This window comes from Shewanella putrefaciens, assembly GCF_016406305.1.
Classification (GTDB): Bacteria; Pseudomonadota; Gammaproteobacteria; order Enterobacterales; family Shewanellaceae; genus Shewanella; species Shewanella putrefaciens_C.
Genome location: NZ_CP066369.1, coordinates 2,851,749 through 2,864,756 on the forward strand (window position 1 = coordinate 2,851,749; position 13,008 = coordinate 2,864,756).

Below are 13,008 nucleotides of genomic sequence, written 5' to 3' on the forward strand. Positions count from 1 at the left end.
ACGGCGCGATTCTACCAGAGACTGAAATGATTCTCACCCCTAGAGAGGTAAATAAATTATTTCAGTCTCGGGTTTGTATCGCCATTAAGATTCCAACGGGTTAAAGGGGACAATCCTGCCCTTAAGGTGCGTAAGGCGTTCAATATCCTCCTGCATCTTCTTCAACTTGGCTTCTGATACATCGGGACCGACGAAGACTTTTGTCAGCACGCCATCCTTAGGGTTGTCTGGAATTGTGTACGCTTTAAAGCCATTTTTACGCAGCTGGGCCACTAAGGCTTTAACGTTCGCCGCATTACTAAAAGCGCCTAATTGCAGCGTCAGCCCCGGCTTTAACGACTCACGGCTAACGACTTTCACTTCATCTTTACTCGGCTTTGCAACGTCAGTCTTAGGCTTTGCGACGTCGGTCTTAGGCTTTTCCGTTTTTGCCACTGTGGTCGATTTCGCTGGCTCTTTCTTCGGCTCAGATTTGCTTTCAACCTTCGCCGTTTGTGATTTGCTCGCCTCTTTTATCGGCTCGGGTTTGACCGACTCAGATTTGACCGATTCGGCCTTAGGCGGAGTCGATTTTACCGCTTGTGCTAGGGCAGCCTCATCATTGGGCTGAGACTCGGCTAACTCGACCTGCTCACCGGTCAATTCCCCCACATCCTGCGCCGAGAGGACCTCAAGCATATCATCGGCATTTTTCTGCTGTTCGATCAGATTTGGACGTAATGGAATTTCCGCAAACTGCTCTTCTTGATGATCTTTTTTACCATCTAAAATATCCGGCAGAAAAATCACCCCAAGGGCAACCAGCACCACAGTGCCGACTAAACGATTATGAAACTGGCTAGACAAAACTGACATCCTGCTTAAAGAGAGACTTAAATCCTGCCACAGTGTAAAAGGAGCCAAACACAATTACCACATCATCGGGTTGAATTTGCGCTTTTAATGCCATCCATGCCGCATCTATCTGCTCAAATTCAGCGGCATTGGTCTCAGGGGCTAAGGTCTGGTGTAATTGGCTGGCGCTGGCACCGCGTTCTGTCTGTAGACTCACTAAATACCAAGCGTCCACCAGAGGATCTATGACGGGCAACACACCCGCAATATCTTTATCCTTTAGCATTCCGCACAGGGCAAAAACCCGCTTACCCGCAACAATCGGCTTGAGCTGCTGGGCTAAGAAACGGGCCGCATGGGGATTATGGGCCACATCGAGTAAGATCAAGGGCTGTTCATTTACCCGCTCTAATCGTCCCGTTAATCGAGCCGTGCTAATGCCCTTGGCAATAATCCCAGGCGCAATATCCGGCCAGCCCTGTTCAATGACCGCCAGCACTGTCGCCGCATTGGGTAATGGCAAAGTGGGTAAGGCTAAATCGCGCAGCTTAAGTACTTGGCCTTGAAAATCCCACAAATTGCCATGGACTTGATAACTGAATTCGTTGCCGACGCGATACAAGATTGCGCCTACGTCATTGGCGACATCATTGACTGTATGTGGCAAGTTAGGCTCACCGACAATAGCGGGACGACCTTGGCGGAAAATACCTGCTTTTTCACGGCCCACTAGCTCACGGGTGTTACCTAGATAGCTTTCATGGTCTAAATCCACAGAGGTCACCACGCTGATATCGGCATCGATCATATTGGTGGCATCTAAACGACCGCCTAAACCGACCTCTAAGATAACCACATCAAGCTTTGCAGCTTTAAAGAGTATCAAGCCTGCAAGCGTGGCGTATTCAAAGAAGGTTAAGGAAATATCGTCCCTTGCGGCTTCTATTTGCTCAAAGGCGGCGACCAAGGCGCTATCACTGGCATCATTGCCATTAATACGCACCCGTTCATTGTAATTGAGCATATGTGGCGAGCTATAAACGCCAACGGTCAAACCCGATAAACGCAGGATATTTTCTAGCATGGCGCAGGTTGTGCCTTTGCCATTAGTGCCGCCGACAGTCACCACAGTCGAAGGCCTTAAATCTAACAGCCCAAGCCTTTGTGCAACCTTAGAGACCCGCGTGAGCCCCATGTCAATTTCACTTGGATGAATAGACAGCAAATATTCCAACCACTGATCTAATGCTGCATTTGCCGTTGGTACTGTTAGCATAGGTTATTTCCTTCCTCGATAACGGGCGATAATCATCTTCAGACGTTGAGCGAATGACCCCAACGGCATTAATCCAACATAAATAATGGCCCAAGGGCCAACTTAGGCAGCTGATATTGTTCTGGATAGGTGACGTCAACCAGATAAAGCCCATGGGGTTTAGCCGTGGCCGCAGCTTGATTTCTATCCTTTAACGCCAATAACTCACCCATCCACGTTAAGGGCTGATTACCCAATCCAATCTCGAGTAATGACCCGACAATATTGCGCACCATATGGTGTAGGAAGGCATTGGCGGCAATATCAACAATGATATACATGCCTTGGCGCGTGACATTGACACTATGCACATTGCGAAACGGCGTTTTTGATTGACACTGCACGGCACGAAAACTAGTGAAGTCCTGCTCCCCTAAAAGCGCCTGCGCCGCTTGGTGCATCCTTTGGGCATCGATATCGCCGTGGTAATGGCTGACACCGTGGCGCAGAATGCCTGGACGGAAATTATGATTGTAGATCACGTAACGATAGCGTCTGGCCGTAGCCGAAAAGCGGGCATGAAAACTCTCATCGACCTCTTTTACCCAGCGCACCGCAATATTATCCGGAAGATTTGCATTCACCCCTAAGGTCCATGCGCCTTCATTTCGAATCGCGTTGGTTTCAAAATGCACCACCTGTCCTGTTGCATGCACGCCCGCATCGGTACGCCCAGCGCAAAATAAACTGATAGGTTCATTGGCGACCACAGATAACGCCCGCTCTAATTGCCCTTGTACTGAATCGACCTCAGCTTGACGTTGCCAACCAAAATAACCACTGCCGTCATATTCAATACCCAATGCAATCCGCATCTCACACCCTCTTTGTTAATTAAGCGGCGCATTTTATCACAGCAGACCATAAAAAAAACGGCGCTTAGAGCGCCGCTGGGGTTAATTCGAATAAATAGGATTAGCCTATCTCTTTGAGCAATCTGGCCGCTTCATCCTGTTGACGCGCATTACCATCCATTTGGACCTCTTTAAGCAAGGCTTTAGCACTGTCACTGTCATCGATTTCGATATAGGCGCGGGCCAGATCCAATTTTGCGTTGACCGAGTTTTCTTCATCATCGACATCGATCATCTCAGCGTCGCCAATCAAGGAGCCCACGTCGCTCATCTCCACATCGACGTCAGGATATAAATCAGTCTCTTGCCTATCCTGCTCGGCATCGTTGAGCAATTTGTCGATATCGATAAAACCATGTTCATTTTGGAAACTGGTCAGATCATGATCAGCTACAAATGGCTTAGCCTTGCGAGACTCCTTGGCGTCCAATGCGGCTAACGCCTCATCCACCGTCAGAGTGTGATCATCATCGAGGCTAAAACTATCCTCAGTCGCTAACACATCATCAATATCAAGGTCAGCATTGGCACTAAACGCCGCCAAGACACTGTCGTCACTCAAATCCACATCCGTGCTTAAATCGACATCCGCACTGAAATCGATATCTGTGCTTAAGTCGAGTTCAGTATCGGCGAGTACACTCGGCTTGGTTGCTACCGCATCGACGTTGGCCGGTGCAGGCTCATCAAGAGTGGGAGCAAGCTTAGCCTTTGGTACTGGAGCAGATGCAAAATCAAGCTCAGTATCCCAATCGAGCACATGGGGATCTTTGCTCTTATTGGCTTTTAAATCATTGAAGAAAGAGGATTCTTTCTCCTTAGCACTCGCAGCTGCCACTGTCGCCGCAGCGGCTGCCGCAGACACGGCTAAACCGTCGATATCAGCATCAGACTCTGCATCGGCATCAAAACCACTAAACACCGCATCATCTGACGCAGCACTCTCTGCATTGATCGTTTGTGCCAATTCAAAGGTATCGTCACTACCATCTAGGGCGTGGGTCGCTCCAATACCTTTGAGTAAATCATCTTCATCCGCGGGTTTTTCGCTATCCGTTAGCGCCGTTTCTAAGTCGAAATTAAAATCATCGGCATCCGCTTCGCCCTGCTCTGGCACATCAAACTCGGCTAAAAGCGCATCGAGATCATCCCCCGCAGTCGATAACTCTTCGGGCAGTGATGCTTCTCGTTCTGCCGCAAGCAGGTGGTCAAGCTCCTCATCCGCGTCGGGTAGCATAGGTTCAAGCTCAGCCTCGGCTTCTGGCACGATATTTCCTGCCGCTTCAACGTCCTCTGCCACATCTGTGGATTGCGCTGCCGAAGAATCAGAAGTCTCAAAAGATGCGAGTAAAGCATCGATATCATCGGTTTCAGTAATGCCAATATCATCGAGTTCAGGATCAAGCTCAGCGGCAATGGCATCCCCTAAATCCGGTTCTGGGGCGGCAGGCTTATCAAAATCCGCAAGCAAAGCATCAATATCATCGGTATCTTCGACACCTAAAGCCGTTAACTCATCGTCAAGCTCGGCGGCAATTTCATCCCCGAGATCGGGCTCAGCTTGTGCCTCTGGGGGCTTATCAAAGTCGGCAAGTAAAGCATCGATATCCAGATTATCTTCAACATTTAGCCCATCGAGCTCGGCATCGGCTTCAAGTTCGGCGGCAATCGCTGCGCTCAAATCATCATCGGAAGACGCTTGAGTGGCGTAGGTCTCAGAGGGCATCTCAACATCAGCAGCGACATCATCATCAACCCACTCTTCGGCCAAGTTATCCACCGAGGCGCGCATATCGTCTTGGGGCTGTTCAGCGTCATCATCCGAACCTAGACCAGCCAGCAAGGCGTCGAGATCTTCTTCCTCAAGAATATTACCCGATTTGATTTTTTCTTCGGCGAAGGGCTCTTCTTGATCGCCCATGGCCTCAGCCCACAAATCATCTAAAGATTGGCCTTCTTCCTCTTCAAACTGGGGCTCAGGTGCTACGCTTCCCCCTTGATCGATAAACATGTCCGCTGCCATATCCATTTGATCATGGATATCGACCATGTCCTGCTCGGGTTGAAGAGCCACGCTGCCTGAATCTAATAAGCTATCGATAGAATCCGCATGGTCCGTATCTAAATGCACGGCCATATCATCGAGATCGTCATCATCCATCGCCAGCACAGAGGCGCCCGTCGCCATACCTGCGGCCCCGACCGCCATAGCCGCTTGTTGGGTTTCTAATTCACGTCTTTCTTTATTGCGTTTGCGGCGCAGTGCCCAAAACACTAAAAATAAAACCAATAGAGCTGGGATCACGGCTGCAGCGACTAAGAGCAAAGGGCTCTCCATCAGACTACGCCATAAATCATCGGGTTCTTTGGGCGTTTCAGGCTCTGTGGTAACGGGTGATTGCGCCGCCTCGACCTCGGCCTTCAAGGCTTGATTCTGCTGTTTTGTGGCCTGAAGTGTTTCTTCCAACATCGCAATTTGTTGATTTAACTCTTCAACTTTTGCTTTTAGTACTTCGACATCCGTATTTCTAACCGATAACTGATCTTGGGTTCGAGCCAATTCATCCGTTAACGATAAATTTTTGCTCTCGGCGGCCTCAAGGCGCGCATTGACATCCGAACTCAACATCTTAGGTTCTGCCTTGGAGGCAATTGGGGTTGATGTTGGTTCAGTTTTCGCAACTGGCGTTTTTACTTCGGCCTGAGGTTTTGCCTCTGCGACAACCGGAGCAACGACCGCAGGCTTAGGTGCTTTAACTGCAGGTTTGGGGGTGGCTTTAGTGGTCGCTTTTACCCCACTACGCGCCTGTTTATCATCGCGCTCAGCCCTCGCTATCGCTAGGCTATTGGGGATTGCCAACATCACTTCTTTTGACGGAATGAGTAAAATCATTCCTCGCTCGAGGCTATTGTAATTGTCAGAGTTAAAGGCATGGGGGTTGGCCTCAAACACCGCGGCCATCACTTGGTAGACACTCACACTGGCATCGGGGCGCACTTTTTGCGCTATGCTCCAAAAAGTATCTTTTGAGGTGGTTGGGCCATATTGATGGTTTACTTGGCGGATCTGTCCATCTGGCCCCATGATTTTCAAGGGTTTAACTTTAGGTGTATCGGCTGCAACGGCGGGATCGATAAAATAAGTCGTGGAGGAAACGGCTAAAACGGTGGCCATCAGGCCCACAAGATACGAAGTGCGAAATTTCATCAATCCTTCCCTTTGAAGCGCTATAAAGTTATCTCGCTGATAACAGGCTTTAGGCAATTGTATTTATTGAGATTACTATAAACCAGAAATCTCTGCCCTGCTACTGTTCACAAGTGTAAAACAAAAAAAGCCTGCTGGCAGCAGGCTTTTTCAATGGGCAGAGAATGCACCTTAAGACTTAGTAGTAATCTCTCACTAAAATCTCGGCAATTTGCACACTGTTTAACGCTGCGCCCTTACGAATGTTGTCCGACACGACCCACAGATTAATTCCATGGGAATGGGAAATATCCTTACGCACTCGACCAACATAAACAGGATCGGTTCCTGCCGCGTGGGTCACTGCGGTTGGATAGTCTTCATCGGACTCAAACAATACCACTCCTTCGGCTTGACGCAGCAAAGCTTTAATATCTTCTGCATCGACGGGTTGGCGAGTTTCAATATGCACGGCTTCGGAATGCCCATAGAACACCGGCACACGCACAGCCGTCGCATTGACGAGAATATCATCATCACCGAAAATCTTCTGGGTTTCCCACACCATTTTCATTTCTTCTTTGGTGTAACCGTTATCCATAAATTTATCGATTTGCGGCAACACGTTAAAAGCGATTTGCTTAGGATATACTTCGGCTTCGGCCGGTAAACCTTGCAGCAGTTTAGTGCACTGATGCGCTAACTCTTCAATGGCTTTTTTACCCGTACCAGAGACAGACTGATAGGTCGCGACGTTAATACGGCTAATACCATAGGCGTCATAAATCGGCTTTAATGCCACCAGCATCTGGATGGTTGAGCAATTAGGGTTAGCAATGATATTACGGTTGCGAAAATCCGCGATGGCATGGGGATTCACTTCGGGTACAACCAAAGGAATATCAATGTCATATCTAAAATGTGAGGTGTTATCTATCACCACACAACCTGCTTCAGCGGCAATTGGGGCCCACTTAGCAGAAACATCACCACCGGCGGAGAAGAAACCAATCTGGGCTTGGGTCCAATCGAAGGTCTCTACGTCCAGAATGGTAATTTGTTTGCCATGGAAGCTGACCGTTTCACCGGCGCTGCGGCTACTGGCTAAAGGGTACAAATTGGCAACCGGGAAATTACGCTCTTCGAGGATCTCAATCATAGTTTGACCCACTGCGCCCGATGCACCTAAAACGACAACATTAAATTCCTGTGACATAGCTACTGACCGACTCCTGAAAAACCTAAATTGGACAACCAATCTACCTCAAGTTGGCTGTCATAAGCCAGCGCCAATGCACTAAATTCGCGTCTATGACGGTGATTTTTTCTCATAGTGTCAAAGCCATTGGCATTTAAAAAGCTATTGCGGAACACTCTATCATCGTCGCGTAAATCATAAACAAAGCGCGCAAGCTGTAATAACGCTTTTTCATTCGGTATAACAGCCAGTTCAACGCCCTTAATATTAAAAGCGGGCAATAATGCTGTGAGGCTTTTCGTGGCCGGAATTTGCAATTGTTGGCAAAGTGCTTGGTAAAGCATAAAAGTGCCGCGCGCCTTGCCTTCTAAGCTGTAACCTGCAATGTGCGGTGTGACAAATTCGGCCAATGATACTAGTTCAGGCATAGGATGTGGCTCACCCTCCCAGACATCGAGCACCAGTTTGAGATCATCACGCTGGCGTTTAACTTTGATAAGTGCTTTATTATCAATTACATCACCGCGGCAGCAATTGAGTAGCCAAGTATTAGGTTTGAGGGACGTTAACCGAGACTCATCGAATAGGTGCAGCGTCTTATATTCACCTGTGCGCGTGATTGGCACATGCAAACTGATAATATCTGCCTGGGCCATGATAGTGTCTAAACTCACAAAATTGCGTGGATCACCCTCTGCCGCTTTGATGGGATCGTTAAGTAACACTTTGACACCGTAGGCTTCGAGGCATTTGGCGGTGGCAGATCCGGTATTGCCCGCACCGACTATCCCAACGACTTTGCCCTTAAGTGGGGAATCAAAACGCTCAGCAAGCTCGAGCATGGCGATAAAGGCAAATTCCCCCACGGCAATGGCATTACAACCCGGCGCGTTGGAAAAGGGAATATGACGCTCGGCCAGATAGGCTAAATCCACATGATCCGTACCGATAGTGGCACTGCCAACAAACTTCAGTTGCTGATTAGTGGAAAGCAGCTCGGCATTCACTTGGGTGACCGAGCGCACTAACAGCACATCGGCATCACGCACTTGCTCCGCGCTTAACGTGCGACCATTAACAGGAATGATTTCCCCGAGATCGCCAAATAGCGGTTCGACATAGGGCATATTTTCATCGACTAGAATTTTCATGGGCACCCGATCTGATAAAAGTGGGAATGGAAGGCATCAAGATGCGCGCTATTCTAACAAGACTAATGGGATAAATCCTTGTCGATGCAACAGGTTCGTGAAAATCGTCCATAAAAAAGGGAAGCCTAAGCTTCCCTTCTATCGCGTTTGGTCGACAAACTTATTTGTACTTACGCATCACTAAGGTGGCGTTAGTGCCGCCAAAACCGAAGCTGTTGCTCATCACAGTGTTCAGCTCTGCATCGCGGTATTCACGCACGATTGGCATATCCTTCGCGGCTTCATCGAGATTATCGATATTGATGCTTGGGGCAATAAAGCTGTTTTCCATCATGATTAAGCTGTAAATCGCTTCATGGACGCCTGCGGCGCCTAATGCATGACCCGTCATAGACTTAGTCGATGCAATCGGTGGGCACTTGTCTTTAAAGACTTCACGCAGCGCTTCTAATTCACGCACGTCACCCACTGGCGTTGAAGTGCCGTGAGTGTTGATGTAATCAATTGGGGTATCGACATCGGCCATCGCCATTTGCATACAACGCACAGCGCCTTCACCCGATGGCGCCACCATGTCATAACCGTCTGAAGACGCGCCATAACCAATCACTTCAGCGTAAATTTTTGCGCCGCGAGCCAGAGCATGTTCTAACTCTTCAACCACTAAAATACCGCCGCCACCGGAGATCACAAAACCATCACGGTCCGCATCATAGGTACGAGAGGCCTTTTCTGGCGTGGCATTGTACTTAGTTGATAGCGCGCCCATAGCGTCGAAGCCCATGGTCAGCGTCCAATCCACTTCTTCAGCGCCACCGGCAAACACCATGTCTTGCTTACCCATTTGGATAAGTTCTACGGCGTGACCGATACAGTGGGCACTGGTCGCACAGGCTGAACTGATAGAATAGTTCATGCCTTTAATTTTAAATGGCGTGGCTAAACAAGCGCTGGCCGTGCTCGACATAATACGCGGCACAATATACGGACCTACACGTTTAACACCTTTTTCACGCAGCGTGTCGGCAGATTGCACTTGGTTAGACGATGATGCACCGCCAGTACCGACAATCAAACCTACGCGCGGATCGGAATACTGCTCTTCAGTCAAGTGAGCATCGTTAATGGCTTCCTGCATCGCAATGTAAGCATAGGCAGCTGCATCGCCCATAAAACGCAGAGCCTTACGATCGATATGCTCAGCTGGGTTTAACTTGATATTGCCCCACACGTGACTGCGAAGTTGCATTTCTTCAAATTGAGCGGAATGCGTAATACCACTGCGGCCCGCTTTAAGTGACTCGGTCACTTCTTGCTTGTTATTACCGATACTTGAAACAACACCCATTCCGGTGATCACGACTCTTTTCATTTTATTGCTATCCATTGTGTACATGTCAGTACCTACTTTTGCTGCGCCAATAGTATCTGTTTTGGCTCAATTAAGTGGTCAGCTTTCCATAAAGGCGAGTAAAATAATGCCCATTATGAGACCGAGAGTATATTTCTTTGACCGTGCAGCCCGATAAACCTAACCAAATTAAGCGCGATTACCAGCAATTAATCAACCTTTATCCCGCAGCAACCCCCGCCAATGAGCACTATCTAAGCAAGTTGAACCATCAACTGCAGGATTGGTGTGTCAGCCAATCCCAGCAAAAATTGCTCGTATTAGGACAAATTGGCCTTGGTAATGGACTCGAACTGCTTTCTGTCATCCATGGGTGGCGAGAAAAACATCACCGCCGCCTGCTTATCAAAGTGTTTGAACCTCATCCCATCAATGCGTACGAACTTAAATCACTTTGGGATCAATCGCAAAGCTTAATTACACGGCCGCATTTAATCCCTATTGCCGAAGCGATCATCCATGCCCAGCCCGCTCGCATTGTAGGCTGCCAGAGATTAATCTTTGATGACGCTCAAATAACCTTAGACCTGCATTTTGGCGATATAACAGACCAACTCAGTAACCTGCCCCATTGCTTATCACATCCTATTGAGCACTGGCTGGTCTTGCCCCATCTACAACAACAGTTAGCTAAGGCTCACCTTTGGCAAATGGCGCGCTTAAGCGCAGACAATGCCAACATTTTGAGTGTTGAGTTAAATGAGCAGACTCAACAGGCCATCACCGCCTGCGGTTTTGGGATACAAAACTTAACGCAAACGCCATCGGCTTGTGTGGTGGAGCCATTTATCCCGCCAGCCTCTAGGGATGAAATCCTACTACATGAACGTCGCGTTCTGCGCCAGAAGATGGATAACGCCTATGCTTTTAATCCCTTATCTAATCCCTTATCTAAGTCCTTACCTAAGTCTATTGCAAATCCAACGTCACCCATCGCCATTATTGGTGGTGGACTCGCATCGGCTCATTTAGCCCTCTCATTCGCCGAGCGAGGACAAACCTATGAGCTGTTTTGCAAGGACAGCGAGTTAGGGCAAGGCGCTTCGGGCAACCGTCAAGGGGCGATTTATCCGCTACTCACTCCAGAAAATGATGAGCTAAGCCGCTTCTTCCAACAGGCTTTTTTATTTAGTCGCCGTCGTGTGCAATCGCTCACAAACTCCCCCTGCGAAAATCAAACGCCTATTTCCCATGATTTTTGCGGTGTACTGCAGACAGGGCATGATGATCGCAGCCAACAAAGGCTCGATAAAATAATCCACAGCCAAGCATGGCCAAGGGAGATAGCCTATAGCGTAGATGCCGATGAAGCCAATCGCATCGCCAATATTGGCATTGATAAATCAGGTTTTTTCTATCCACTGGGCGGCTGGGTTTGCCCCTTCGAGTATGCCAAAGCCGCACTACAAAAAGCGCAGCAGCTTACCGAGGGCAAACTCCATTTGGAGACTGAGATCCTTGAAATTGAGCATCAAAGTGAGGGTTGGTATTTAATCGCCGCGAAACATCGGTTTGGCCCTTTTAGCCAACTTGTGCTCGCCAATGGCGCAGAGCTCACCCAGTTCGATGCCAGCCATAGATTACAGATCAGCCCCTTTCGCGGTCAAGTGAGCCATGTGCCCGCCCAGTTCCAACTGAGTCAATTGGCGACTGTGCTGTGCGCGAATGGTTATCTCACGCCGAGTCACCAAGGACTGCACTGCCTTGGCGCGAGTTACGTTAAAGAACCTAAGCATTTAGATTTTTGCCCGCTGGAACAGCAAGAAAACCTCGCCAAAATGCACGAGAGTTATCCTCAACAAGACTGGCTCGAGGATATCAATATCAGTGGCAACAGTGCCCGGGTTGGCGTGCGAATGGTGACGCGGGATCATTTCCCTATGCTAGGCTGCGCGCCAGATGTATCTAAAATCCTTAAGGATTATGAACAACATCAGCTCACAAAAGACAGCGGTCGCTATTGGCAAACCACGCCAGCGCCTGTGCTACCAGGGCTTTTTATACTCGGCGGATTAGGTTCACGGGGTTTAAGCTCTGGGCCGCTTGCCGCCGAATGCCTTGCCGCTCAGCTGTGCGGTGAACCAATCCCTTTGGATTGGCAAACCCTGTGCAAACTCAATCCAAATCGCATGTGGTTACGTAAGTTACTCAAAGGGAAGGCGCTTTAACTCGAGTGCGATTATTGTTATCGCGGCTTTGGCGTATTAGCGCATCCCCACTCTCACTGGGTAGCAGATCTGGCGCCCCGCGGTGGGATTTCGCCAATCTGTCGTATAACAACACATTGACTGAGGCGGCCAGATTCATACAGCCCACTGTGGGTACATACACTACCGCATCGGCTTTATCGATAATCTCTTGGCCAATAGTGCCATCCTCGGGACCAAACACATAAAAAGCTTTAGGAGGATGGACAAAATCCGGCAGCGGTGTGGCGCCAACCACTAAATCCACACAAATAAGCTGAGTGTCCGCTGGGATGGCGGCTAATAATGAAGCAACGCCCGTGAGTGGAATACGCTCACCGGCATTCTTAGTATCGGCGTTATATTGCAAGGGACCCGAACGGGCCGCTAATTCATAACGTCTGCCGGTATAAAACACCCCATCGACACCATAGCAACCCGAGGCGCGCATAATGCCGCCCACGTTAATAGGCGTTTTGGGGTTAACTAAGCCAATATACACAGCGCTGCTACTATGCGCCGTATCGCCCATCGCCTGCGGGGAAAGTGCTGAAGTTGGCATTGGCTTTAAGCTGTCGCCAACTGGCTGACAATATTCGCCTGCAACTGTGACCATGCCTGCTCAACCAAAGCGAAATCCGCATCGTTTAGCTCTTGGCGCGCGAGGGCTAAGCAATCGGTCATTTTTAGCATCAGCGCATCGAGTGAGGTTTCACCCAGCGCTTCGAGTTGTGATAACACTACCGCCACATGGCCCTGCAAATAGCCACAGGCAAATAAAGCGTCGTCATCACCGTGGCTGACAACCGTTGCAATCCACTGCTCTAATGCGTCTTCATAATGCTCTAACATGGGGTCAAACTCTCCACTAA

Annotated in this window: 10 protein-coding genes; 1 reads left to right on the forward strand and 9 read right to left on the reverse strand. The window is 49.0% G+C overall.

What is annotated here, in order from left to right:
- Nucleotides 1-84: 84 nt before the first annotated feature.
- The 7 genes from dedD to fabB form a co-directional block, all read right to left on the reverse strand.
- Nucleotides 85-846 (reverse strand): cell division protein DedD, encoded by a 762-nt coding sequence (dedD, locus tag JFT56_RS12350; RefSeq protein ID WP_198780391.1) that lies wholly within the window; start codon nt 844-846, stop codon nt 85-87.
- Nucleotides 839-2,110 carry a bifunctional tetrahydrofolate synthase/dihydrofolate synthase gene (gene folC / locus JFT56_RS12355; RefSeq protein ID WP_198780392.1) on the reverse strand — a complete coding sequence of 424 codons (1,272 nt, stop codon included), beginning with the start codon at nt 2,108-2,110 and terminating at the stop codon, nt 839-841. The genes dedD and folC overlap by 8 nt, the downstream gene beginning before the upstream one ends.
- A gap of 68 nt (nt 2,111-2,178) precedes the next feature.
- A complete protein-coding gene (truA, locus tag JFT56_RS12360) occupies nt 2,179-2,964 on the reverse strand; it encodes a tRNA pseudouridine(38-40) synthase TruA (RefSeq protein WP_198780393.1) in 786 nt (261 codons plus the stop codon).
- A gap of 100 nt (nt 2,965-3,064) precedes the next feature.
- The gene (locus JFT56_RS12365) at nt 3,065-6,211 is read right to left on the reverse strand and encodes a FimV/HubP family polar landmark protein (RefSeq protein ID WP_198780394.1); all 3,147 of its coding nucleotides are present in this window, start codon (nt 6,209-6,211) and stop codon (nt 3,065-3,067) included.
- Between the two features lie 178 nt (nt 6,212-6,389).
- Nucleotides 6,390-7,406: an aspartate-semialdehyde dehydrogenase gene (locus JFT56_RS12370; protein WP_198780395.1), complete on the reverse strand. Its 1,017-nt coding sequence runs from the start codon at nt 7,404-7,406 to the stop codon at nt 6,390-6,392.
- A gap of 2 nt (nt 7,407-7,408) precedes the next feature.
- Entirely contained in the window at nt 7,409-8,539 is a 1,131-nt protein-coding gene (locus tag JFT56_RS12375) for a 4-phosphoerythronate dehydrogenase (protein ID WP_198780396.1), read from the reverse strand.
- A gap of 160 nt (nt 8,540-8,699) precedes the next feature.
- Entirely contained in the window at nt 8,700-9,911 is a 1,212-nt protein-coding gene (gene fabB / locus JFT56_RS12380) for a beta-ketoacyl-ACP synthase I (RefSeq protein ID WP_198780397.1), read from the reverse strand.
- A gap of 137 nt (nt 9,912-10,048) precedes the next feature.
- On the opposite strand from fabB, the gene mnmC reads away from it, so the two are divergent.
- Entirely contained in the window at nt 10,049-12,118 is a 2,070-nt protein-coding gene (gene mnmC, locus JFT56_RS12385; RefSeq protein WP_198780398.1) for an FAD-dependent 5-carboxymethylaminomethyl-2-thiouridine(34) oxidoreductase MnmC, read from the forward strand.
- On the opposite strand, the gene JFT56_RS12390 is transcribed toward mnmC, so the two are convergent.
- Nucleotides 12,099-12,698: an RNA methyltransferase gene (locus tag JFT56_RS12390; protein ID WP_198783565.1), complete on the reverse strand. Its 600-nt coding sequence runs from the start codon at nt 12,696-12,698 to the stop codon at nt 12,099-12,101. The two genes, mnmC and JFT56_RS12390, sit on opposite strands and share 20 nt — an antisense overlap.
- Nucleotides 12,699-12,703: 5 nt before the next feature.
- Nucleotides 12,704-12,988: a YfcL family protein gene (locus JFT56_RS12395; RefSeq protein WP_198780399.1), complete on the reverse strand. Its 285-nt coding sequence runs from the start codon at nt 12,986-12,988 to the stop codon at nt 12,704-12,706.
- Between the last annotated feature and the right edge of the window lie 20 nt (nt 12,989-13,008).

Coding starts and splice junctions, on each gene's coding strand:
- folC (WP_198780392.1), bottom strand. CDS start 2,110: ATGCTAACAGTACCAACGGCAAATGCAGCATTAGATCAGTGGTTGGAA.
- truA (WP_198780393.1), bottom strand. CDS start 2,964: ATGCGGATTGCATTGGGTATTGAATATGACGGCAGTGGTTATTTTGGT.
- JFT56_RS12365 (WP_198780394.1), bottom strand. CDS start 6,211: ATGAAATTTCGCACTTCGTATCTTGTGGGCCTGATGGCCACCGTTTTA.
- JFT56_RS12370 (WP_198780395.1), bottom strand. CDS start 7,406: ATGTCACAGGAATTTAATGTTGTCGTTTTAGGTGCATCGGGCGCAGTG.
- JFT56_RS12375 (WP_198780396.1), bottom strand. CDS start 8,539: ATGAAAATTCTAGTCGATGAAAATATGCCCTATGTCGAACCGCTATTT.
- fabB (WP_198780397.1), bottom strand. CDS start 9,911: ATGAAAAGAGTCGTGATCACCGGAATGGGTGTTGTTTCAAGTATCGGT.
- JFT56_RS12390 (WP_198783565.1), bottom strand. CDS start 12,698: ATGCCAACTTCAGCACTTTCCCCGCAGGCGATGGGCGATACGGCGCAT.
- JFT56_RS12395 (WP_198780399.1), bottom strand. CDS start 12,988: ATGTTAGAGCATTATGAAGACGCATTAGAGCAGTGGATTGCAACGGTT.